Genomic DNA, 22384 nt, shown 5'->3' on the forward strand with positions numbered 1-22384 from the left:
GACTCATCGGGCCAGCCTAAAGCAGTACGTCTTGCGTTGGGTGTACGGTTAACGCAAGTCGACCTGCGATGGGCCGGTGAGGCCCGTCGGGGATCGCCACCGCACCGAGGAGGTCCTGTCATGGCGCAGATGCTCGCCGCCCGCCTGCACGTCCCGAGCCGCACCCTGCGGCTGGAGGAGGTGCCCCGGCCGCAGCCCGGACCGGGCGAGGTCCTGGTCAGGGTCGAGGCCGCCGGAGTGTGCCTGTCCGACGTCCACCTCATCGACGGCACGCTCACCCCGAGGCTCCTGCAGGGCGACACCGTCACCCTCGGCCACGAGGTCTCCGGCACGATCGCCGAGGTCGGCGAGGGGGTCACCGCCTGGACACCCGGGCAGCGGGCCGTGCTGTACGCCGGTGAGGTCCGCGACGGCGTCACCTACACCCGGGGCGTCGACTACGACGGCGGCTGGGCCGAGTACGCCCTGTCCGCCGCGGACGCCCTCATCCCCCTGCCCGACGCCGTCCCCTTCGACCAGGGCGCGATCATCCCCGACGCGGTGTCCACGCCGTGGGGCGCGATCACCGAGACCGGACAGGTGCGCCCCGCCGAGGCGGTCGGCGTCTGGGGCGTCGGCGGGCTCGGCGTGCACGCCGTGCAGCTGCTGCGCGCCGTGGGTGCCTGCCCGGTGGTCGCCGTCGACCCCAACCCGGTGGCGCGCGAGCGGGCCCTGGCCGCCGGCGCCGACCTCGCCCTGGACTCCGCCGACCCGGGCCTGCGCGAGGCCGTCGCCGCGGTGACCGGGGGCGTGGGACTCGCCGCCGCCTTCGACTTCGCGGGCGTGCCGGCCGTGCGCGAGCAGGCGCTCTCCGTCCTCGGCCGCAAGGGACGGCTGGTCCTGGTGGGCCTGACCGACAAGCCGCTCAGCGTCACGGAGGGCACCCGCTTCAGCTACCTCCAGCAGCGGATCCTCGGCCACTACGGCTCCGACATGCCCGTGGCCCTGCCCCAGCTGCTGCGGCTCCTCCAGGGCGGACGCCTGGACTTCTCCGGCTCCATCAGCGGGGAGCTGCCGCTGGCCGGGGCCGCCGAGGCGGTCGCACGGCTGGAGAAGAAGGAGGGCAACCCGATCCGGCTGATCCTGCGCCCGTGAGGCGCCCGTGAGATGCCCGTGAGGCGCCCGTGAGGCGAGGGACCGCCGGGCACGCCCGGAGCGGTCCGACGGGAGACGCCCCCGGCTCCGCGAGGAACCGGGGGCGTCCCGTGCCGGACGACGGACGGAGGGATCAGTCCTCGAGCACGTCCTTGACGTCGCCCAGGTCGACGAACTTGAAGTTGGTGGCGTCCCGGTCGCCGTCGCCCGGGGCGTCGTGGCCGTCCTGCACGACGAGCAGACCCTCGGGGTAGCGGCTGCCCAGCGGCTGGTTCAGCACCGCCGCCCCGTCGCACTCCTCGGAGCCGTCCAGCCGGGACGAGGCCGCGGCGACGCGGAAGCCGCCCTCGTGCTCGTTGTCCTCGTCCTTCTCCCGGTCGTAGGCGACGAAGGTGTCGTCACCCTGGCTGGACGCCAGCAGGTACCCGTCGCCGTCGGACTCCTGAAGGAGCGTCAGCCCCTCCACGTCGGCGGTGAGCAGGTCGCCGCCGTAGCCGGGGTCGGTGCCGGCGACGCACTCGTCGGAGGGCTCGTCGTAGGTCGCCGGGACGCCGTACTCGCGCACCTTGTCGATCAGCCGGGGCGTGTCGGTGAGGTCGGCGCGCATGCGCCAGATGCCGACGTCCTCCTGCCCGGCGTACAGGGTGCCGTCGGCCGGGTCGACGACCATGCCCTCCACCTGGGGCAGTTCGCCGGGCTCGCCGCAGGGCTTCCAGGTCTTGCCGTTCGGCAGCCGGAAGGAGTCGGGCAGGTCCAGCGTGCGCACCTCGCGGTAGCCGACGCCGCCGGACGCGTTCGGGACCAGCTCCAGCAGGGCGATCCTGGTGCGCTCGCGCTGGCTGACCAGCGCGTAGGAGCGGCCGGTCTTCTGGTCGGTCCAGGTGGCCAGCCCGTACGCGGTGCGCTGGTCGTTGATCTCCTCCTGGCCGGAGGAGAAGACCGGCGCGGCGGCCGGGTCGGTGACGTCCGTCAGGGGACGGTCCGGCCTGTTCGGGTCGATGCGGTACACGCGCAGGCGGTCGCTGCCCCGGTCGGAGGTGACCGCGAGGTCCGCCTTGCCGGTGCTCAGCCGCATCCCGTGCACCAGGTCGACGTTGTTGAAGCGGCCGGGCGCGTCGTCGGCGCCCGGGGCCGCGGGGGCGGCCACCGACTGCACCAGGCGGGCGTCGAGGTCGTAGACGCGCAGCCCGCCCTCCTTGGCCGTCGCGACGACGAGGCTGCGGTCGGGGTCGGCCGGGTTGCGCCAGATGGCCGGGTCGTCGGCGTCGGCGTTCCCGCCGGCCTCGTCGTCGTACAGGGGCGCCGTCTCGGCCTTGGGCCGTACGGTCGGCAGCGCGCCGTCGCCGGCCGAGGCCGGCGACGCGGGCAGGAGGACGACGGCCGCGGCGAAGGCGCAGGCGGCCGGCCGGCCGAGGGGGAACCTGGTCATACCGGTACTCCTTAAAAAGGATCAAGGCGAATACATGACAACAACGGACACCGGGTGATCGTGATCGTGGTTTCCGTCGCCGCGGAGTCCGTCCCGTGACAGGCAGACGTACGGCCGGGGAACGGCCCGTTTCGGTGCGAGGGGGCCGGAGCGTGCAGGCGCGCCTCAGGGAGTACGGGATCCGTGCGGTGCCCGCCCCCGCCGGCGCACCGGCCCTGTGGTAGCTTGCCGAGGCCAGTCGAACCCACCTTGGGTCAGGGAATCCGGTGCGAATCCGGAACTGACGCGCAGCGGTGAGGGGGACGGGCGGAACAAGGGCCACTGGACGGCAGGAGCCGTCCGGGAAGGCGTTCCGTCCGGTCGATCCCGAGTCCGAAGACCTGCTGGCACCGCGCCCCCCCACGGGACGCGGGACACACCGTACGGACGGGCTTCGCGCATGAGCCCTCGACGCCAGAGGATCACCCTTGCCAGCAGCGCGCGCCGCACGCGGCCCCCGCACCCCCCGCCTCCTCAGGTTCTCCGCCCCGCTGCTCGCCGGCGCCCTGCTGGCGTCCGGCTGCGGATCCGGCCCCTCCGCCACCGGCTCCGCCGCGCCGGCCGGGGCCGCCGGCTATCCGCGCACCGTCGACAACTGCGGGCACCAGATACGGATCACCGCGCCGCCCCGGCGCGCGGTCTCCCTCAACCAGGGCACCACGGAGATCCTCCTCGCGCTCGGCCTGGCCGACCGCATGGCGGGCACCGCCACCTGGACCGACCCCGTCATGAAGGGCCTGGAGAAGGCGAACGCCCAAGTGCCCCGGCTCGCCGACGACATGCCGTCCTTCGAGACCGTCCTGGACGCCGAACCCGACTTCGTCGCCGCCTCCTTCGCCTCCACGCTCGGCCGCGGCGGCGTCGTCGGCCGGGAGCGGTTCGCCGAACTCGGCGTACCGGCCTACCTGTCCCCGTCCGACTGCGCGGGCAAGGACAACAGCGGCGACGGCGACGGCGTCCGCGCCGAACCGCTCACCATGGACACCGTCTACGGCGAAGTCCGCGACCTCGCCCGGGTGTTCGGCGTCGAGGAACGCGGCGAGAAACTCGTCGCGGACCTCGAGTCCCGGGTGGCGAGGGCCACCGCCGGCGTCGACGCCTCCGGCGTCACCCTCATGTACTGGTTCGCCAACTCCGCCTCGCCCTACATGGCGGGCTGCTGCGGCGCCCCCGGCGTCATCACCCGCGCCGTCGGCGCGCGCAACGCCATGGACGACACCCACGAGGAGTGGCCGCAGGTCGGCTGGGAGACCGTCGCCGACCGCGACCCCGACGTCCTGGTCGTCGGCGACCTCACCCGCAGGCAGCAGACCGCGGAGACCGCCGCGAAGAAGATCGAGTTCCTGGAGTCCGACCCGGTCACCAGGAACATGACCGCGGTACGGGAGAAGCGCTACGTGCTCCTGAGCGGCCAGGCCATGAACCCCACCATCCGCACCGTCGAGGGCATCGAGCGGGTCGCGGCGGCACTGCGCGCGTCCGGACCCGCGAAGTGACCCCCGGCATACGCGCCGGACGCGGCCACCTGGTGTGGACCGCGGCCGGGGTCCTCGCCCTGTGCGCCTCCGTCGCCGCCGCCGTCACCGTCGGCCCCGCCGACATCGGCGTCCGCGAGGTGTGGTCCGTGGTCGCCGCCCACCTCGGCGGACGCGCCGGCGCCGCGGACGTCACGCCGATCCGCGACGGCATCGTCTGGAACCTGCGGCTGCCCCGCACCCTCCTCGCGGCGGTGTGCGGCGCGGGACTCGCCGTGTGCGGCGCCGTGCTCCAGTCCCTGCTGCGCAACCCGCTCGCCGACCCCTTCGTGCTCGGCGTCTCCTCGGGCGCCTCCACCGGCGCCGTCCTGGTCGTGGTGCTCGGCGTGGGCGGCGGCGCCGTGTCGGTGCCGGGCGGCGCCTTCGCGGGGGCCGTGTGCTCGTTCGCGCTGGTGCTGCTGCTCAGCCACAGCCTCGGCGGCACCCCCGACCGGGTGGTGCTGGCGGGCGTCGCCGCGATGCAGCTGTTCTCCGCGCTCACCTCGTTCGTCGTGATGACCGCCGCCGACGCCGAGACCACCCGCGGCGTGCTGTTCTGGCTGCTCGGCTCGCTCGGCGGGGCCGGCTGGACGGACGTGTGGACCGGCGCCGCCGTGCTCCTCGCGGTCCTGGCCGTCTGCCTCGGTCACGCCAGGACGCTGGACGCCTTCGCCTTCGGGCAGGAAGCGGCCGCCGCCCTCGGCGTCCACGTGGCCCGCACCCGGCTGGTGCTGCTGTGCGCCACCGCCCTGCTCACCGCCGCCCTGGTCGCCTCGGCGGGCGCCATCGGCTTCGTCGGCCTGGTGCTCCCGCACGCGGTACGGGCCCTGACCGGCCCCGGCCATGCCCGGCTGCTGCCGGTGTGCGCGCTGGCCGGGGCGGTGTTCCTGGTGTGGGTCGACACCCTGGCCCGTACCGTCCTCGAACCCCAGGAGGTGCCCGTGGGCGTGGTGACCTCGCTGATCGGCGTGCCCGCCTTCGTCCTCGTGCTGTACCGCACCCGGAGGGCCCGATGACCCTTGCGGCCGAACGGGTCTCCCGCAGCGCGGGCGGCCGGCTGATCCTGGACGGCGTCGGCATCAGTCCCCGGCCCGGCGCCATGACCGGTCTGCTCGGCCCCAACGGCTCCGGCAAGTCCACCCTGCTGCGGCTGCTCGCCGGCGTGCTGGCGCCGGCCGGCGGGGTCGTCACCCTGGACGGACGCCCGCTGGCGGAGCTGGGCCGGCGGGAGGTGGCCCGGCGCGTCGCCGTGGTCGAACAGCAGGCGGACACGCAGGTGGAGCTGACCGTCCGGGACGTCGTCCGGCTCGGCCGGATCCCGCACCGCCGCGCCTGGACGCCGGCGTCGGCCGCCGACGAGGAGGCGGTCACCGGCGCCCTGGAGCGCACCGGCCTGACGGCGCAGGCGGACCGGCTGTGGCACACCCTGTCGGGCGGTGAGCGCCAGCGCGTCCAGATCGCCCGCGCCCTCGCCCAGCAGCCCCGCGAACTCCTGCTGGACGAACCGACCAACCACCTCGACGTCCAGCACCAGCTCGACGTCCTCGCGCTCGTCGCCGCGCTGCCGGTGACCAGCGTCGTCGCCCTGCACGACCTCAACCTCGCGGCGATGTACTGCGACCACCTCGTGGTGCTGTCGCAGGGCCGCGTGGTGGCGGCGGGGGAACCGGGGGAGGTGCTGACCGCGGACCTGGTCGCCGAGGTGTACCGGGTCCGCGCCGAGGTCACCGGCACCGGGCCGGACGGCCGCCCGCACGTCCGGTACCTGGGCACCCTGACGGGACAGCCCCGCCCCGGTCGCGACGGAGCCGCCTGCCCGGCCGGGCAGGCGGCTCCGTGTGCCTGTGTATCGGTGTGGCGGTGCCGGTGACGGCTCAGCCGACCGGCGCCGCCGGTCCCTTCCCGGCGGGCGCCGCGGCGGCGTCACCGGACTCCTCGGCGAGGCGCTCCATGCCGCTGGTGGTCTTCAGCGGCTTCTCCTTCAGGAACACCACGGCGATCAGGGCGAACAGGGCGAACGGCGTGGCGATGAGGAACAGGTCCGCCGTGGCGACACCGTAGGCGTGCTCGACGATCGCCCGCATCGGCTCGGGCAGCGTGGACATGTCCGGCACACTGCCCTCGCCCGAGCCCTCGCCGGCCGGGGCGGTGATGCCCGCCTTCCGGAGCCCGTCGGTCATCTCGCTGGTGACCCGGTTGGCGAGGATCGCGCCGAGGACGCTGACGCCGATGGTGCCGCCCATGCTGCGGAAGAAGGACAGCACGGAGGTCGCGGCGCCCAGATCGGCGGCGGGCACGTCGTTCTGCGCGGCCAGCACCAGGTTCTGCATCAGCATGCCGACGCCGACACCCAGGACCGCCATGTAGAGGCTGAGCAGGGCGAAGTGCGTGCCGGCGTCGATCGTGGCCAGCAGCGCGAGTCCGGCGGTCATGATGACGGCGCCCGCGACCAGGTACCGCTTCCACCTGCCGGTCCGGCTGATCACCTGGCCGGCGACGGTCGACGACACCAGCAGGCCGAGGATCATCGGCAGGCTCATCAGACCGGCGACGGTCGGCGACTTGCCGAGGGAGACCTGGAAGTACTGCGAGAGGAAGACGGTCCCGCCGAACATGGCGACACCGACGAAGAGGCTGGCGACCGTGGTCAGGGTCACCGTGCGGTTGCGGAAGATGCCGAGCGGGATGACCGGCTCGGCGGTACGGCTCTCCACGAAGACCGCGGCGACCAGCAGCAGGACGCCGCCGCCCACGAGGGCGTAGGACTGCCAGGACGCCCAGTCGAACTGGTTGCCGGCCAGCGACACCCAGATGAGCAGCGCGCAGACACCGGCGACGATCAGGAAGGCGCCGAGCCAGTCGATCCGTACCTCGCGCCGCGTGGTCGGCAGCCGCAGCGTGCGCTGCAGGAGGACGATGGCGAGCAGCGCGAACGGCACGCCGATGAAGAAGCACCAGCGCCAGCCCAGCCACGAGGTGTCGACCAGCACACCGCCGATCAGCGGTCCGGCCACGGTGCCCACGGCGAAGACGGCACCGAAGATGCCGGCGTACTTGCCCAGCTGGCGGGGCGGGATGACGGAGGCCATCACGACCTGCGCGAGGGCCGTCAGACCGCCCGCGCCGATGCCCTGCACGATCCGGCTGAAGATCAGCAGGCCGACTCCGTGGGAGAAACCGGCCAGCAGCGAGCCGATGACGAACATGAGCAGCGAGAGCTGCAGGAGCAGTTTCTTGTTGAACAGGTCCGACAGCTTGCCCCACAGCGGCACCGTCGCCGTCATGGCCAGCAGCTCCGCCGTGACGACCCAGGTGTACGAGGACTGGCTGGCGTTCAGGTCGGCGATGATCGTCGGCAGGGCGTTGGAGACGACGGTGCCGGCCAGGATCGCGACGAACATACCGGCCATGAGGCCGGACATGGCCTGGAGTATCTGCCGGTGGGTCATGGAGGTGGGAGGCGCCTCTGCGGGCGCCTGAGCTGCGGTCACGGCATCTCTTTCGGGTGATGGTGGGGTGGGTGACGTGAGCGTCGTGCGCGTGGTCACGCGGGAGGGGCGGGAAGGCCGGCGGCGAGGAGGGAGAACGCCTCGTGGAACACGTCCAGGAAGGCGGCCTCCTGCTGGTGGGCCGACCAGTGGTCCACGCTGGTCCGCACCGCGGCGGTCGCCACCGAGGCGAGCAGCCGCGGGTAGAGACCGGGTTCCGCGGGCGGCTCACCGGTGTCTTCGGTGTCTTCCGCGCCGCCGGCGCCGGAGCGGCCGAGACGTACGGCGATGGCGGCGGCCAGAGCGGCCTCCGCCGCCATGTGCGCCCCGACGCTGCGGGCCAGCAGGTACGGTGAGGCGTGCAGCACCTCGGCGTGCAGCCGCCACAGTTCGTGCTGCTGCTCCGCCTCGGCGAGTTCCGCGGCCATCGCCTCGCGTACGGCGTGCAGCGGACTGAGAGAGGCCGGCGCCTCGAGAACGGCGCGCCGCATCCGCGCGCCGGCGTCCTCGTCGAGGACGACGAAGGCGTCCTCGCGCGTGTCGAAGTAGTTGAAGAACGTCCGCACGGACACGCCGGCCGCCGCGCTGATCGCCTCGACGGTGACCTTCTCCGCCCCGTGCTCCGCGGCGAGCCGCACCGCGGCCTCGGCGAGGGCGGTGCGGGTGGCCCGCTTCTTCCGCTCCCGCAGACCGCCCGGGGCGGCACCCTTCTCCGACATAAGTTGCATGGTATGCAAAGATGCACAGCCTGCAAAATTCTTTTCCGGTGCCGACGCCGGCGTGCGGCCGCGGAGCCGGGGTACACGCTGCGCCGGTACGGCCGGCACCGGGGTCGGCGCCGGTGGCGGCCGTACCGCACCACCCCCGCGCCCCGTACCCGGGCCGGCCCGCGCCTCGTCCCGCACGCCGCGCCCTGCCCTCCCGGCCCGTGCACCGTGCCCCTGTCCCGCACCGCGTCCGGCCCGCTCGCCACGCCCTGCCCCTTCGTTCCGCCGCCCGCCGCCCGCCGCTCGCCGCTCGCCGCTCGCCGCTCGCCGCCCGCCGCCCGCCGCTCGCCGCTCGCCGCCCGCCGCTCGCCGCTCGCCGCTCGCCGCTCGCGGCCCGCCGCTCGCGGCGCCCGCGGTGACCCGCCCCGTTCGGGGACCGGCGTGACCCGAACGGTCCTGTGGGGTACCCGGCCGGTCCGCGCGGGGTTGGGATGTGGACGGGCACCCCGCCCGGCCCCGCCCCGGCCCGATCGCCGTCCCGACCCGGAAAGGCCCCGAATGTCCGCCGACACGCAGCAGGCACCCCCCGGACTCCCGGACGAGGAGCTGGCCGTCCTGGACGCCCACTGGCGCGCCGCGAACTACCTCTCCGTCGGCCAGATCTACCTCATGGCCAACCCGCTGCTGACCGAGCCGCTGCGCCCGGAGCACGTCAAGCCGCGCCTGCTCGGCCACTGGGGCACCTCACCCGGTCTCAACCTCGTCCACACCCACCTCAACCGGGTGATCAGGGCCCGCGGCCTGGACGCCCTGTGCGTCTGGGGCCCGGGCCACGGCGGCCCCGCCGTCCTCGCCAACTCCTGGCTGGACGGCTCGTACAGCGAGACCTATCCGGACGTCACCCGGGACGCGCGGGGGATGGCCCGCCTGTTCAAGCAGTTCTCCTTTCCCGGCGGCGTCCCGAGCCACGTCGCCCCCGAGACGCCCGGCTCCATCCACGAGGGCGGCGAACTCGGCTACTCGCTCTCGCACGCCTACGGCGCCGCCTTCGACCATCCCGGCCTCCTGGTCGCCTGCGTCATCGGCGACGGCGAGGCGGAGACGGGCCCGCTGGCGGCCTCCTGGCACTCGGACAAGTTCCTCGACCCGGTGCACGACGGCGCCGTCCTGCCGATCCTCCACCTCAACGGCTACAAGATCGCCAACCCGACGGTCCTCGCCCGCCTCCCCGAGGCCGAGCTCGACGAACTCCTGCGCGGCTACGGCCACGACCCGATCCACGTCACCGGCGACGACCCGGCCACCGTCCACCGCGCGATGGCCCACGCCATGGACACCTGCCTCGACCGCATCGCCGCCCTCCAGCGCGCCGCCCGCGAGGACGGCGTCGCCGACCGCCCCCGCTGGCCGATGATCGTGCTGCGCACCCCCAAGGGCTGGACCGGCCCGGCCGAGGTCGACGGACTGCCCGTGGAGAACACCTGGCGCGCCCACCAGGTCCCGCTCGCCGCCGTCCGGACGAACCCGGAGCACCTGCGGCAGCTGGAGGAGTGGCTGCGCTCCTACCGGCCGGAGGAACTGTTCGACGAGGACGGCGCCCCGCGCCCCGCCGTGCTCGCCGCCGTCCCCGAGGGCCCGCGCCGCCTGGGCGCGAGCCCCTTCGCCAACGGCGGCCTGCTGCTGCGCGAACTGCCCCTGCCGCCCCTGGAGAAGTACGCCGTCACCGTCGACAGGCCCGGCGCGAGCACGCACGAACCCACCCGGGTCCTCGGCGACCTGCTCGCGGACGTCATGGCCGCCACCGCCGACCGGCGCGACTTCCGCCTCGTCGGCCCCGACGAGACCGCCTCCAACCGCCTCCAGGCCGTCTACACCGCCAGCGGCAAGGCCTGGCAGGAACGCACCCTGCCCGTCGACGAGGACCTCGACCGGCACGGCCGCGTCATGGAGATCCTCTCCGAACACACCTGCCAGGGCTGGCTGGAGGGCTACCTCCTCACCGGCCGCCACGGACTCTTCTCCTGCTACGAGGCGTTCGTCCACATCGTCGACTCGATGGTCAACCAGCACGTCAAATGGCTGCGCGTCACCCGCCGCCTGCCCTGGCGCGCCCCCATCGCCTCCCTCAACTACCTGCTCACCTCCCACGTGTGGCGCCAGGACCACAACGGCTTCTCCCACCAGGACCCCGGCTTCGTCGACCACATCCTCAACAAGAGCCCCGAGGCCGTACGGGTCTACCTGCCGCCGGACGCCAACACCCTGCTCTCCGTCGCCGACCACGCCCTGCGCAGCCGCGACTACGTCAACGTCATCGTCGCCGGCAAACAGCCCTGCTTCGACTGGCTGACCATGGAGCAGGCCCGCGTCCACTGCGCCCGCGGCGCCGGCGTCTGGGACTGGGCCGGCACCGAGGACGGCACCCGCGAACCCGACGTGGTCCTCGCCTGCGCCGGCGACGTGCCCACCCAGGAGGTCCTCGCCGCCGCCCAGCTCCTCCGCCGCCACCTGCCCGGCCTCGCCGTGCGCGTCGTCAACGTCGTCGACATCGCCCGGCTCATGCCCAGCGGGGAACACCCGCACGGCATGAGCGACTTCGAGTACGACGGCCTGTTCACCGCCGACAAGCCGGTCGTCTTCGCGTACCACGGCTACCCGTGGCTCATCCACCGCCTCGCCTACCGCCGCACCGGCCACGCCCACCTGCACGTGCGCGGCTACAAGGAGATCGGCACCACCACCACGCCCTTCGACATGGTCGTCGCCAACGACATGGACCGCTACCGCCTGGTCATGGACGTCATCGACCGGGTGCCCGGCCTCGCCGTGCGCGCCGCTGCCGTACGGCAGCGCATGGAGGACGTCCGGCTGCGCCACCACGACTGGGTCCGCGAGCACGGCGTCGACCTGCCCGAGGTCGCCGACTGGTCCTGGGAAGCCTGACCCGCCCGCGCCGCAGCCCCCGCGAAGGGAAACCCCGTGACCGCCACCGCCACGACCTGGGACTACGACCGCTACGACCCCGCCGGGGAACGGCTGCGCGAGTCCCTGTGCACCCTGGGCAACGGCTACTTCGCCACCCGCGGCGCACTGCCCGAGTGCACCGCGGACGACGTCCACTACCCGGGAACCTACGTGGCCGGCTGCTACAACCGGCTCACTTCCCACGTCGCCGGGCACGAGGTGGAGAACGAGGACCTGGTCAACCTCCCCAACTGGCTCCCGCTGCGCTTCCGGACCGAGGGAGGGGACTGGCTCACCCCGGACACCGCGCCGGTGCAGGACCACCGGCAGACCGTGCACCTGGACTCCGGGGTGCTGGAACGCCGCACCCGCTTCGAGCTGGACGGCACACGCGTGCTGACCGTCCGCCAGCTGCGCCTGGTGCACATGGCCGACCCCCACCTCGCCGCCCTGCGCACGGAGTTCACCGTGGAGGGCGCCGGCGCGGTCCTCGACGTGGAGGCGGCTCTCGACGGCGACGTCACCAACGCGGGCGTACCGCGCTACCGCGACCTGGCGGGCCGCCACCTGACCCACGTGCACACCGGCACCGCGGGCGACGGCACGGTGTGGCTGCGCTGCCGCACCCGCACCTCCGACATCCGGATCGGCATGGCCGCCCGGACGACCGCCGGCGCACCGGTCGTCCCGGTCCGGGACCGCCTGCGGGCCGTCCAGCGCACGACCCTCGGGCTGGAGCCGGGCCGCACCGCGACCGTCGACAAGGTCGTCGCCCTGCACACCTCGCACGACCCCGCGATCAGCGACCCGCTGCAGGCCGCCGTGGACCGGGTCGCCGACGCCCCCGGCTTCGACGGCCTGCTGGTCACCCACCGGACGGCCTGGGGCCAGCTGTGGCGCCGCGCCGAACTGGAGGTCCCCGGCGAGGCGGGCGCCATCCTGCGCCTGCACCTCTTCCACGTCCTGCAGACCCTCTCCCCGCACACCGCCGACCTCGACGTGGGCGTACCGGCCCGGGGACTGCACGGCGAGGCCTACCGGGGACACGTCTTCTGGGACGAGCTGTTCGTCCTGCCCTACCTCGACCTCCACTTCCCCGAGGTCTCCCGGGCCCTGCTGCACTACCGCTACCGCCGCCTGGAGAGGGCCCGCGCCGCGGCCCGCGCGATCGGCAGAAAGGGCGCCCTGTACCCGTGGCAGAGCGGCAGCGACGGCCGCGAGGAGACCCAGCGGCTGCACCTCAACCCCCGCTCGGGCCGCTGGCTGCCCGACCACTCGCACCTGCAGTGGCACGTCGGTTCGGCCATCGCCTACAACGTGTGGCAGTACTGCGAGGCCGGCGGCGACGCCGACTTCCTGCACACCGAGGGCGCCGAGATGCTGCTGCAGATCGCGCGTTTCTGGGCGGACGCCGCCACCTGGGACGAGCGTCTCGGACGGCACCGCATCCGGGGCGTCGTCGGCCCCGACGAGTACCACGACGCCTACCCCGGGGCCACCGAACCGGGCCTCGACGACAACGCCTACACCAACGTCACCGCCGCCTGGGTCCTCACCCGCACGCTGGAGGTGCTGCGCTCCCTGCCCGAACCGCGCCGGCGCGAACTCGTGGAGCGCACCGCCCTGGACGCCGGCGAACTCGAACAGTGGGAGAACGTCTCCCGCACCCTGCACGTGCCCTTCCACGAGGGCGTCATCAGCCAGTTCGAGGGCTACGGCGACCTCGCCGAACTCGACTGGGAGGGCTACCGGCGGCGCTACGGCGACATCCGGCGCCTGGACCGGATCCTGGAGGCCGAGGGAGACAGCGTCAACAACTACCGGGCGTCCAAACAGGCCGACGTGCTGATGCTCGGCTATCTCTTCTCCCCGGCCGAACTCCGCGCGCTCTTCGGCCGGCTGGGCTACGACCTGGACGACGGCACCTGGCGGCGCACCGTCGACCACTACCTGGCCCGCACCAGCCACGGCTCCACCCTCAGCGGACTGGTCCACGGCTGGGTCCTGGCCCGCGCCCGCCGCGCCGACGCGTGGGCCTACTGCCAGGAGGCCCTCAAGGGCGACGTCGCCGACCTGCAGGGCGGCACCACCGGCGAGGGCATCCACCTCGGTGCCATGGCGGGCACCCTGGACCTGGTGCAGCGCGGCCTGACCGGACTGGAGACCCGGTCCGGCGCGCTGTGGCTGGACCCGGTGCCGGTGCCGGAGCTGTCGTCGTACGGCTTCTCCATCCGGTACCAGGGCCACTGGGGCGTACGCATCCGGCTGGAGCACGGGCGCCTGGAGATCGCGGTGCCGGCGTCCGACCTGTCGCCGATCGACGTCCGGCTGCCCGACCGCCGCGTCCGGCTCCGGCCGGGCGACACCTGCCGCCTCGTCCTGCCGGACGGGCCGGCGCCGGGACGGTGACCGCCCCGGCGCCGCTCCTCCCGCCCCCGTTCCGGCTCAGCCCTGCAAGGGATAGGTCACCACGCGCGGCGCTCCGTCCGGCCGGCCGTCGGTGTAGACGAGCGTCATCCGGGTGTAGTACCGCTGCCCCGGGTCCTTCTCGGAGGCGCGCGGCTGGTCGAGCCGCACGGTCACGGGGTACGAGCGGAACGTGCCCGCCGCGCAGTAGGGGTCGCAGTCGTTGACCGCGTTGTAGCCCTGCCCGACCGCCGCGGTCGCGTCCCAGCGGGTCCAGGACAGCGAGGTGAGGCGGCTGTTGCCGTCACCGCAGGCGAGCACGTACTCCGCGGGGCCGATCTCGCCCTGCATCGAGCAGCCGACCAGCACCGGGTCCTGGACCTGCTGCTTCCCGGCCTGCCCCGCCGACGGCGCGGCGGAAGCGATGCCGAGGGGTACTGCGAGCGCGGCGGCGGCACAGAGTGTGACCGCTGCCCTCATCGGGTGTCTGCCCATGTCTGCTCCCGGCCGTCTCGGGGTCGCTTGCCTCCGCTCTTCCCCGTACCGACGGTACGACCGAGTCCGCGAACGCACCACTCGTACGGAGCAGCGCCCGCGCGCCCCGCCGCCGGCCGGCGTCCGCGCCGGGCCGGTTCGTGCGACAAGGTGCCGATTGCATCCTCCGTGTGGTCGTCACGGCGGCCCGCAACCGGCGTCGCCGCCCGGGTGTCTCATGCCGTCGAGAACGGCGCCCCACCGGGGCGCCCCGTCACGAGGAGGACCGCGGTATGCACACGATGACCGCCCCGGCTGCCGCCGACCTGACGCGCCCGCACCCCGACGAGACCGAGGGCGACTTCCTGCTCCGGCCGCCGAACCCCGCCGAACGCGTGCCCTGCCGCATCGACCCCGTCGACCTGCGCCGCCTGGACCTGCTCGCCCTCCTGACCGCGGCGGGCATCGCGCCCTCCGCCGGGGACCGGGCGGCCATCGAACAGCTCAGCGAACTCCCCGGCAGTGTGCACGTGGCGCTGCGCCGCTGGCTGGAACAGGCCTACGGTTTCTGCCGGTGAGCCGTGGACGCCGCTGCCGGGCCGCCGCTCACCGGCCGGTGCGCAGATCCACCCCGCGCCGGGCCAGCGTGAGGACACCGGCGACGATCAGGGCGACACCGGCCAGCTGGGGCAGCACCCACCAGCCGGTGCGTACGTCCTCCCGGTACAGGACGACGCCGAGCAGCAGGCTCACCGCCGCGTCCCCGAGGGTGAGGGCCGGCTGCGAGGCGACCAGCGGGCCGCCCTGCATGGCGTGTTCCAGCAGGAGCACGGCGCTCACCCCGGCCGCGGCGAACGCGTACGTCTGCCACACGGTCAGGAAACCGGTCAGGCCGTCCGTGTCCAGGACGCGCATGGAGTCCTTCATCAGCCCGGCGGTCAGGGCGTAGCAGACCGCGGTGGCCGCGCCGAGGCAGGCCGCGCGGGCCTTGCCGACGGGCCGCTTCAGCCCGGCCGCGGCCAGCAGGACGGCGGCCCCGGCACAGGCCCCGAGCGCCGGCGCCCAGCGGTCCAGGGGGACGTCCTCGATACCGCCGCCGGGCGCGGCCGAGACCAGCGCCAGACCGAGCCCGACGACCACACCGCCCACGGCGAGCCACATCGCGTCCGGCATGCGCCGGCCGGTCGTCAGCGAGGCCAGCAGCAACGCCAGCGGCAGCTCCAGCACGAACAGCGGCTGGACGAGCGACATCGGCCCGGTCGCCAGGGCGGCCGCCTGCCCCACCCCGGCGACGACGACGGCCAGCATGCCGCCGAGCCAGACCGGCCGCTGCAGCAGGTCGAGGACGAGACCCGGACGGAAACCCGGGGACTGCGGCACACTCAGCGCGGCCCGCCGTTGCAGCACGGTGGCCAGCGCATTGCTGAACGCGGCGACGAGTGCGAAGAGCACCGGCAGGACAACACCCATCCACCGATCCTCACCCCCATCCGCCCCGGCCGCCCGTCGGCGGGGGCACCGGGTGCGGGATCCCCCGTCAGCCGGTGGCCCCGCCGGTGGAAGAGCCGCTGCCGGCCTCCTGCTTCTGCTCCGGCTGCTTCGACTGCTCCGGCTCCGGCGCGTCGGGCGCGGAGTAGTAGACGGACGTGCCCTGCTTGGTGCGCTGGGCCTGGTTCCTGGCGACGAGTCCCTCGAGCGTGGTGCGCACGACCGTGGTCTTGACGGTGCGCCCGGTGTGGGCCTCGGCGAGCGCGGCGGCGACCTCGGCGGCGGAGCGCGGCTCCTGCTGCTCGGCCAGGTGACCGCGGACGAGTTCGACCAGCGTGGGCTGGGCGGCCTTCACCGCCGCCTTCTTCGCCGAAGGCTTCCCGGCGGCCTTCGCGGCCGGCCCGGACGCGGGCTCGGACGCCGACGTGGACACGGACTTGGACGCGGACTCGGCGGGAGAGGCGGACGCGGACGCCGGCTTCGAGGACGCCTTCGACGTCCGTCCGGACGCGGGCTTCGAGGCCGCGGCGCGCTTGGCGGAGGTGCCGGCCTTCGCGCTCCGCTTCCGGCCGCCCGGGGCGGCCGCCCTCGTCGCGGCGCTGTCGCGGGGGGCGGGCACCGGCACCGTGTCCGACGCGGCCGGCCGGGCCTCGGCCGGGGAGCCGGCCGACGGCGTGGTGATGCCGAGCGCCTGCTGCATGTTCACCAGCAGGGCGTGGTCGTGCTGCAGCGCGGCGAGCTGCCGCTGCAGGTCGGCGATCTCCCCGCTGATTCGTTCCTGCTCCTTGATGTTGCGCTCCAGGTCGGCGGTCACCTGGACGCTGTACTGCGAAGCCAGTTCGGTTGCGGCCTGCGTACTGCTCTCGGGCATGGTGTTGACTCTCCTCGGTTCGCGGCCGTGAAGGCACGGGAGGGGCGGTGGGACACGAGTCGCGGGACATGCGGACCACGTCCCGTCGGCACCGGGCAGCGACGACCCGGCGCCCGGCGCCGCCCGTGCCGGCCCACTGACGGTACGGACGGGCGACCCCGGTGTTCCTCTGTTCGCTGCCGGGCCGGTATACCACGGGTGGCCGCCACGGTGGTACGCGCCGCCGGTACGACGAGGCGCCGGTGACTCTTGCGAGTCATGCCCGGCACCGGTTCGTCGGGCGGGTGTTCGGCCCACAGACACCAGACGCCCCGCTCGCCGCGACCGCCTCACCGGCGGCCGGACGGCCCTCGTTCTTCCTCCCGAGCCGCTCGAACCCCCCACAGCAGCAACACGGTTGCCGCCGCCCGTACCCCGCGCGGCCATGCCCCCCCCGTTCCCGGGACCCCGCCTGTACGGCTACGGCTGTCGCGGCTTTGCCGGGGCCGGTCCCGCGGCGTCCTCGTCGTCGTAGACGAGGAGCCCGTCGGCCCGCAGCCGGGCACCCGGGGTGGGGGAGTGGGGGGTCAGGCGGCCGTCGTGCATGAGGTGTTCGACGGGGGTGGCGCGGGCCAGGACGGCGAAGTCGGCGACGAGCCGGCGGTGGCACCGCCACCACACCGCCTCGCTGCACATCACCGCGGTCCGTTCCCGCGCCGCCTGCTCCAGGAGCGCGTCCATCGCGGCGACGAACTCGGGGCTGCGCGTGTGTCCGGCGTACCCGCGGAAGGAGGCGTTGCGCCACACGACGTCCGGCGAGTCGGGGGCCGGCCTGCGGAATCCGCCCAGGTCGCGCTCCCACCGGTAGGCGAGGCCCTCCTCGGGCAGCCACCGCTCGAGCCGCTCGCGCAGCAGATCGGGGACGCGGCGGCTGCCGGGGGCCGTCCTGACGTCGACGACGGAGGCGACGCCGGCGTCCCGCAGCAGTGCGGCCAGCGCCGCCCGGCCCGCGGTGCCGTGCCCGAACGTGACCAGAGGAGGCTGGGACATGCCCTCGGAGTCCCCACGCCGCCCACGCTCATGCCTCCTGCCCCGACGGCCCGGGCGCGCCGGGCGCGCAGCGCACGCCGGCACCCGCCCGCGCCCGGCCGGGTGCCGGCCCCGCCCGTGTCTACAGACTCGCGGCGCGATGGGTCGGTTCGCCGTCCAGCACGGTCAACAGCACCGGGACATCGGCCAGTTCGGTGGCCGCGACGGCCAGCGGATCGGCGGCCAGGACGGTCAGGTCGGCGCGGTGGCCGACGGCGATCCGGCCGGCCTCGTGCTCCTCGCCCGCCGCCCAGGCCGCGTTGACGGTCATGCCCCGCAGCGCCTCCAGCGCCGTGAGCGCCTGCTCCGGGCCGTGCGGGGCCCCGGTCAGGTCACGGGTGGGCCTGCGGTGGCGGGCGCCGGCCATCACACCCAGCGGCGGGTAGGGCGCGATGGGCCAGTCGGAGCCGAGGACCACGACGGCACCGGCGTCGTGCAGGTCACGGCAGCGCCACGCACGCGAGGCACGCTCCTCGCCCAGGCGGCGCGACCAGTTGTCGGTGTGGTCGGCCCGGGTGAAGTCGCAGCAGTGGGTGGGCTGCATGGAAGCGGCCACCCCGAGCCCGGCGAACCGGCGCACGGTGTCGTCGGGCACCGTCTCGATGTGCTCCACCCGGTGGCGTACGCCGTGCCCGCCGCCCGCCCGGGCCTTCTCCACCGCGTCGAGGACATGACGTACCGCCGCGTCGCCGATGGCGTGCGTGGCCGTGGGCACACCGGCCCGGTGCAGCTCGCCGACGACGCGCGTGTACTCCTCGGGATCCGGCCAGAAGGCGTGCCGGGACTCGCCGTGGCAGTCCGGCTGCTCCAGCCAGGCGGTGCCGTTGTCCACGGTGCCGTCCATGAAGATCTTGACACCCGCGGTCCGCCAGAGCCTGCCGCCCGTGCCCTGCTGCTCGATGAGCGCCCGCACGCCGTCGGCGTCGGTGCCGGGCTGGCACCAGGGCGCCACCCGCAGCCGTACCGGAAGCCGTCCGGCCGCGTCGAGCTCGGAGTAGAAGGCGAGACTGTCGCCGTTCGCGTCCATGACGTGCCCGCCGGTCAGACCGGCGGCGGCCATGGCACCCAGCGCGGCGGCGAGGCGCTCGCGGCGCTCCTCGCGCGTGGGCTGCGGCATCACCCGTTCCACCAGCTCGCAGGCGGCGTCCTCCAGCAGCAGCCCGGTGGGCCTGCCGTCGGCGTCGCACACCACCTCGGCGGTGGCCTGCGCGAAGGCGCGCGGCCCGTCCACCCCGGCGAGCTCCAGCGCGCGCCGGCTGGCCAGCGCGGAGTGCGCGTCGAAGAGCAGCAGGAACGCAGGCACGCCGTCGAGCACGGCGTCGAAGGGGGCCGTCTCCACGGGGCGGTCCGCGAAGACGTTGGGGTCCAGACCCCAGGCCTGCAGCCACGCGCCGGGGGCGAGGTCCCGCACCGCGCCGGCCAGCGCCTCGCGCACCTGCTCCAGGCCGGTGCAGCCCGACAGGTCGAGGCCGTGGGTCAGTTCGGCGCCGGAGACGGGATGGGTGTGCCCGTCGACCAGACCGGGCGTCACCACGGCGCCCCCGAGGTCGATCACCGTGGTCGAGGCGTCCGCCAGGGCGCGGATCTCCCGGTCGTCGCCGAGGGCGGTGATGCGTCCGCCGGCGGCGGCCAGCGCGGTCTGCGGCAGGAACCCGCCGGTGACCGGGTCCAGCAGACGGGCCGAGAGCAGGATGAGGGAGGTGCGCACGAAGGCTCCTTGGGGCGGGTCAGTCGGTGTCGGCGGCTGCGGCAACGATTTCCGTATGTCTGACCGCTGGACTCTTGCGGATTCGTTTGTCCGGAACGCTTGACGGCATGAAAACGATGCTATTGAGTGTGCGCCCAACAAACAAGCAGGTGGGTACCAGCATCCGGAGGAGCCCCATGGCGTCCACGATCCCCGACCCGCAGCACGGAGCCCCGGCCCCACGGAAGAAGGAAGGGACGTCCGAACCGGAGCGGGCCGTCCGCATCGAGGCCCACGGCATCGACCACATCCCCGACGAGGAACGCCACGGCCACCCGCGGCAGCTGTTCTTCGTCTGGGCGGCGGCGAACGTCAACTACCTGAGCCTCGTGGTCGGCGGCGCCCTGATCCTCATGGGCCTGACCCTGTGGCAGGCCCTGGCGGTCATCGTGGCGGGCAGCCTGTTCTGGTTCCTCACCGGCCTGCTGTCGATATCCGGCCCGGCCGCCGGCGCGCCGAGCGAGGTGATCACCCGGGCGATGTACGGGGTGCGCGGCAACCGCGTGAACAACGCCGTCGTCGGCTGGCTGGTCTCCGTCTGCTACTTCGCCCTCAACCTGGCCGCCGCCGCGACCGCCGCCTTCGCCCTCGTGGAGAAGGCCGGCGTCACGGCCGGCACCGGCGTCAAGGCCGCCGTCATCGTCGTCATCGCGGCACTCACCCTGGTCATCGGCGTCTACGGCCACGCCATGATCATGAAGCTGTACCTCCCCATCACGCTGGCGCTCACCGCCGTGTTCGCCGTCGTCGCCTTCTACGTGGCCGGGGACACCGACTTCTCCTACGCCCCGGCCGAGCCGCTCACCGGCGTCGACCTGTGGGCCGTGCTCATCGCCGGGGTCACCCTCGTCGGCGCCGGCCCGCTCTCCTACACCACCAGCGCCGACTTCTCCCGCTACCTGCCCCGCACGACGTCCGCCAAAGCGGTCGTCGGCTGGACCGCGCTCGGCGGCATCCTGCCCGGCGCCGTCGTCTGCTCCATCGGCGCCTTCGCCGCGACCGCCGTCGACATGACCGACCCCCAGGCCGGACTCGCCCTCCTCCTGCCCGGCTGGTTCGAGCCGGTCTTCCTGCTCGCCCTCGTCCTCGGCACCATCGCCATCAACGCCCTGACCGCCTACAGCGCGGGCCTCGCCCTCCAGGCCGTCGGCCTGCGCATCCCCCGCGCCCGCAGCGTCCTCGCGGACGGCACGGCCGCCGTCGCCCTCACCCTGTACGGACTCCTGATCTCCGACTTCCTGGACACCGTCAGCAACGTCCTCCAGCTCACCGTCGTCCTCCTCGGCCCCGCCATGGCCGTCTACGCCACGGACATCCTGCTGCGCCGCAACCGCTACGACGGCTCCGCGCTGATGGACGAGTCGGCCGGCGGCCCCTACTGGTTCACCGCCGGGTTCCGCCCGGCGGGCGCACTGGCCCTGGCGGGAGGCGTCGCCGCGTCCGCCCTGTGCGTCAACACCCTCTACACCGGCCCGGTCGCCCGGGCCCTCGACGGCGTCGACCTCTCCCTGCCCGTGGGCCTCGTCGTCGCCGCGCTGCTCTACGCCCTCCTGACCCGCGGCGGAGAACCACAGGCGTCCGCGGCCTGACCGGGCCCCCGGACCCGGCGGCCGGTCCCGGCCCGGCCGCCCCGGCCGGCGCCGTGCCGGTTCCGGTCAGCGCCGTGCCAGATACAGCCGGAACGCCTTGTACAGCACCGTGTTCAGCGGGCGGTCCCACTCCCCGAGGTACTCCACGGCCTCACCGCCGGCCCCGACCTTGAACCGGAGCAGTCCCAGCAGGTGGTCGTCCTCCTCCAGCGTGTCGGTGATGCCCCGGAAGTCGTAGACGCGTGCGCCGCGTTCGTGGGCGTCGCACATCATGCGCCACTGGAGAGCGGTGCTGGGCTGCACCTCGCGTTTGCGGGCGGTGGAGGCGCCGTACGAGTACCAGACGTGGTCGCCGACCGTCAGCATGACGGCCGCGGCGAGCACCTCGCCGTCGTGGTGGGCGAGGTAGAGACGCATCCGGTCCGGGTCCTCGGCCGTCAGCGCGGTCCACATGCGCTGGAAGTAGTCCAGCGGGCGCGGCACGAACCGGTCCCGCTCGGCGGTCTCGGTGTACAGCTCGTGGAAGGCCCGCAGATCGTCGTAGTCGCCCTGGACGACCTTGACGCCGGCCTTCTCCGCCTTCTTGATGTTGCGGCGCCACTGCTGGTTGAGGCCGTTCTGGACCTGCTCCAGCGACCGTCCGGCGAGCGGCACCTGACAGACGTGGCGCGGCTGCCCGGCGGCGAAGCCGCCCTCGCCCCCGGACGCGGCCCGGCGCCAGCCCGCCCGGAGCAGCCGGTCGGCGATCCGGCGGGCCCCGGGCTCCTCCGCCGTCGCCTTCACGTCGCCGAGCCGCCGGGCCCGCGGATCGGCGATCGCGGCCTTGACCGTCTCCGCGTCCCAGCGCCGGGCCACCACGGGCGGCCCCATCCGCACGCAGAAGGCCCCGCGCTTCCTCAGATGGGCGAGCATCGGCTCCAGCCACCCGTCCAGGTCCGCCGCGTCCCAGTCGATGACCGGGCCCTCGGGGAGGTAGGCCAGGCAGCGCCGCAGTCTGGGCAGCGGGCGCAGCAGCACCAGCGCGGCCCCCACCAGCCTGCCGCCCTCGTCGAACCAGCCCAGGCTCTCCGCCCGCCAGTCCGGCTTCACCTCACCCCACGAGGGGAGCTGCAGATGACTCACGGAAGGCCGGGCCGCGACGAAGCGCAGATGCTCCTCGCGGGTGATCGTCCTCAGCTGACGGACCATGGGCGGTGCCCCTTCGTTCGGCGTCGTTCGACGGTCGACGGCGCAACCGCCGCACCGCGCGGACGGTGCCGTCCCCCACCAGGGAATACCGGCGCCGCGGAAACCGCCCCTCCTACCGGCTGTTCGGGCAGTGCCGCCCACCCGCCGGACGGCACTGCCCGGGAGCGCCGGCGTGACGCGCGGACGCCTGCGCGCCCGGCGGTGATGCTCCCGCCGGGCGCGTTTTCTGTGGGTGGTGGTTCAGGCGTCGCTGAGCATGCCTTCGCGCAGTCGGGTCA

The 22384-nt window shown here is 74.1% G+C and carries 17 protein-coding genes and 1 riboswitch; of the genes, 8 read left to right on the plus strand and 9 right to left on the minus strand.

All coding sequences use genetic code 11. The features are described 5' to 3' along the window. Window positions 1-120 precede the first annotated feature (120 nt). Window positions 121-1134 (plus strand): zinc-binding dehydrogenase, encoded by a 1014-nt coding sequence (locus tag ACFYOJ_RS16675; RefSeq protein ID WP_356557964.1) that lies wholly within the window; start codon window positions 121-123, stop codon window positions 1132-1134. A gap of 133 nt (window positions 1135-1267) precedes the next feature. Here ACFYOJ_RS16675 and ACFYOJ_RS16680 read toward each other — a convergent pair whose 3' ends face one another. Next, complete coding sequence (locus tag ACFYOJ_RS16680) at window positions 1268-2563, minus strand: phytase (protein WP_356557963.1); 1296 nt, start codon at window positions 2561-2563, stop codon at window positions 1268-1270. Window positions 2564-2781: 218 nt separating this feature from the next. Beyond that, window positions 2782-2966, plus strand: a riboswitch (cobalamin riboswitch). Between the two features lie 64 nt (window positions 2967-3030). Between ACFYOJ_RS16680 and ACFYOJ_RS16685 the strand changes: the two genes are divergently transcribed. The 3 genes from ACFYOJ_RS16685 to ACFYOJ_RS16695 are packed head-to-tail and all read left to right on the plus strand — an operon-like array spanning window position 3031 to window position 5986. Beyond that, complete coding sequence (locus ACFYOJ_RS16685; protein ID WP_388597127.1) at window positions 3031-4098, plus strand: ABC transporter substrate-binding protein; 1068 nt, start codon at window positions 3031-3033, stop codon at window positions 4096-4098. Beyond that, the gene (locus ACFYOJ_RS16690) at window positions 4095-5132 is read left to right on the plus strand and encodes a FecCD family ABC transporter permease (RefSeq protein ID WP_388597130.1); all 1038 of its coding nucleotides are present in this window, start codon (window positions 4095-4097) and stop codon (window positions 5130-5132) included. Before ACFYOJ_RS16685 ends, ACFYOJ_RS16690 begins: the two co-directional genes overlap by 4 nt. Further along, window positions 5129-5986: an ABC transporter ATP-binding protein gene (locus tag ACFYOJ_RS16695; protein ID WP_356557962.1), complete on the plus strand. Its 858-nt coding sequence runs from the start codon at window positions 5129-5131 to the stop codon at window positions 5984-5986. The genes ACFYOJ_RS16690 and ACFYOJ_RS16695 overlap by 4 nt, the downstream gene beginning before the upstream one ends. Before the next feature lie 4 nt (window positions 5987-5990). Here ACFYOJ_RS16695 and ACFYOJ_RS16700 read toward each other — a convergent pair whose 3' ends face one another. Next, window positions 5991-7565: an MDR family MFS transporter gene (locus ACFYOJ_RS16700; RefSeq protein ID WP_356558002.1), complete on the minus strand. Its 1575-nt coding sequence runs from the start codon at window positions 7563-7565 to the stop codon at window positions 5991-5993. 95 nt (window positions 7566-7660) lie between these two features. Next, window positions 7661-8332, minus strand: coding sequence for a helix-turn-helix domain-containing protein (locus ACFYOJ_RS16705; protein ID WP_356557961.1), 672 nt, complete (start codon window positions 8330-8332; stop codon window positions 7661-7663). A gap of 537 nt (window positions 8333-8869) precedes the next feature. Here ACFYOJ_RS16705 and ACFYOJ_RS16710 point away from each other — a divergent pair. Together ACFYOJ_RS16710 and ACFYOJ_RS16715 are read left to right on the plus strand one after the other, a co-directional pair. Then, on the plus strand, window positions 8870-11254 hold the full coding sequence (locus tag ACFYOJ_RS16710; RefSeq protein ID WP_356557960.1) for a phosphoketolase family protein: 2385 nt from the start codon (window positions 8870-8872) through the stop codon (window positions 11252-11254). Between the two features lie 36 nt (window positions 11255-11290). Further along, a complete protein-coding gene (locus ACFYOJ_RS16715; RefSeq protein WP_356557959.1) occupies window positions 11291-13684 on the plus strand; it encodes a glycosyl hydrolase family 65 protein in 2394 nt (797 codons plus the stop codon). Window positions 13685-13720: 36 nt separating this feature from the next. Here the strand turns inward: ACFYOJ_RS16715 and ACFYOJ_RS16720 are convergent, their stop codons facing one another. Further along, window positions 13721-14176: a hypothetical protein gene (locus ACFYOJ_RS16720; RefSeq protein ID WP_356557958.1), complete on the minus strand. Its 456-nt coding sequence runs from the start codon at window positions 14174-14176 to the stop codon at window positions 13721-13723. A gap of 272 nt (window positions 14177-14448) precedes the next feature. On the opposite strand from ACFYOJ_RS16720, the gene ACFYOJ_RS16725 reads away from it, so the two are divergent. Continuing rightward, window positions 14449-14733 (plus strand): hypothetical protein, encoded by a 285-nt coding sequence (locus ACFYOJ_RS16725; RefSeq protein ID WP_356557957.1) that lies wholly within the window; start codon window positions 14449-14451, stop codon window positions 14731-14733. Between the two features lie 28 nt (window positions 14734-14761). On the opposite strand, the gene ACFYOJ_RS16730 is transcribed toward ACFYOJ_RS16725, so the two are convergent. The 4 genes from ACFYOJ_RS16730 to ACFYOJ_RS16745 form a co-directional block, all read right to left on the minus strand. After that, window positions 14762-15625 (minus strand): DMT family transporter, encoded by an 864-nt coding sequence (locus ACFYOJ_RS16730; RefSeq protein WP_356557956.1) that lies wholly within the window; start codon window positions 15623-15625, stop codon window positions 14762-14764. 67 nt (window positions 15626-15692) lie between these two features. Continuing rightward, window positions 15693-16514 (minus strand): hypothetical protein, encoded by an 822-nt coding sequence (locus ACFYOJ_RS16735; RefSeq protein ID WP_356557955.1) that lies wholly within the window; start codon window positions 16512-16514, stop codon window positions 15693-15695. A 459-nt stretch (window positions 16515-16973) separates the two neighbouring features. After that, window positions 16974-17543: a DUF488 domain-containing protein gene (locus ACFYOJ_RS16740; protein ID WP_356557954.1), complete on the minus strand. Its 570-nt coding sequence runs from the start codon at window positions 17541-17543 to the stop codon at window positions 16974-16976. Between the two features lie 121 nt (window positions 17544-17664). Then, on the minus strand, window positions 17665-19290 hold the full coding sequence (locus ACFYOJ_RS16745; protein WP_356557953.1) for an amidohydrolase: 1626 nt from the start codon (window positions 19288-19290) through the stop codon (window positions 17665-17667). Window positions 19291-19466: 176 nt separating this feature from the next. On the opposite strand from ACFYOJ_RS16745, the gene ACFYOJ_RS16750 reads away from it, so the two are divergent. After that, window positions 19467-20918: a cytosine permease gene (locus ACFYOJ_RS16750; RefSeq protein ID WP_356557952.1), complete on the plus strand. Its 1452-nt coding sequence runs from the start codon at window positions 19467-19469 to the stop codon at window positions 20916-20918. A 66-nt stretch (window positions 20919-20984) separates the two neighbouring features. On the opposite strand, the gene ACFYOJ_RS16755 is transcribed toward ACFYOJ_RS16750, so the two are convergent. Then, on the minus strand, window positions 20985-22106 hold the full coding sequence (locus ACFYOJ_RS16755; protein ID WP_356557951.1) for a peptidoglycan bridge formation glycyltransferase FemA/FemB family protein: 1122 nt from the start codon (window positions 22104-22106) through the stop codon (window positions 20985-20987). Between the last annotated feature and the right edge of the window lie 278 nt (window positions 22107-22384).

The organism is Streptomyces sp. NPDC006384 (genome assembly GCF_042870695.1).
GTDB lineage: Bacteria > Actinomycetota > Actinomycetes > Streptomycetales > Streptomycetaceae > Streptomyces.

Excerpts from the sequence above, each read along its gene's own strand:
- ACFYOJ_RS16725 (WP_356557957.1), top strand. The coding sequence starts at position 14,449 with ATGCACACGATGACCGCCCCGGCTGCCGCCGACCTGACGCGCCCGCAC.
- ACFYOJ_RS16695 (WP_356557962.1), top strand. The coding sequence starts at position 5,129 with ATGACCCTTGCGGCCGAACGGGTCTCCCGCAGCGCGGGCGGCCGGCTG.
- ACFYOJ_RS16730 (WP_356557956.1), bottom strand. The coding sequence starts at position 15,625 with ATGGGTGTTGTCCTGCCGGTGCTCTTCGCACTCGTCGCCGCGTTCAGC.
- ACFYOJ_RS16705 (WP_356557961.1), bottom strand. The coding sequence starts at position 8,332 with ATGCAACTTATGTCGGAGAAGGGTGCCGCCCCGGGCGGTCTGCGGGAG.
- ACFYOJ_RS16680 (WP_356557963.1), bottom strand. The coding sequence starts at position 2,563 with ATGACCAGGTTCCCCCTCGGCCGGCCGGCCGCCTGCGCCTTCGCCGCG.
- ACFYOJ_RS16750 (WP_356557952.1), top strand. The coding sequence starts at position 19,467 with ATGGCGTCCACGATCCCCGACCCGCAGCACGGAGCCCCGGCCCCACGG.
- ACFYOJ_RS16740 (WP_356557954.1), bottom strand. The coding sequence starts at position 17,543 with ATGTCCCAGCCTCCTCTGGTCACGTTCGGGCACGGCACCGCGGGCCGG.
- ACFYOJ_RS16675 (WP_356557964.1), top strand. The coding sequence starts at position 121 with ATGGCGCAGATGCTCGCCGCCCGCCTGCACGTCCCGAGCCGCACCCTG.
- ACFYOJ_RS16755 (WP_356557951.1), bottom strand. The coding sequence starts at position 22,106 with ATGGTCCGTCAGCTGAGGACGATCACCCGCGAGGAGCATCTGCGCTTC.
- ACFYOJ_RS16735 (WP_356557955.1), bottom strand. The coding sequence starts at position 16,514 with ATGCCCGAGAGCAGTACGCAGGCCGCAACCGAACTGGCTTCGCAGTAC.
- ACFYOJ_RS16720 (WP_356557958.1), bottom strand. The coding sequence starts at position 14,176 with ATGGGCAGACACCCGATGAGGGCAGCGGTCACACTCTGTGCCGCCGCC.
- ACFYOJ_RS16700 (WP_356558002.1), bottom strand. The coding sequence starts at position 7,565 with ATGACCCACCGGCAGATACTCCAGGCCATGTCCGGCCTCATGGCCGGT.
- ACFYOJ_RS16710 (WP_356557960.1), top strand. The coding sequence starts at position 8,870 with ATGTCCGCCGACACGCAGCAGGCACCCCCCGGACTCCCGGACGAGGAG.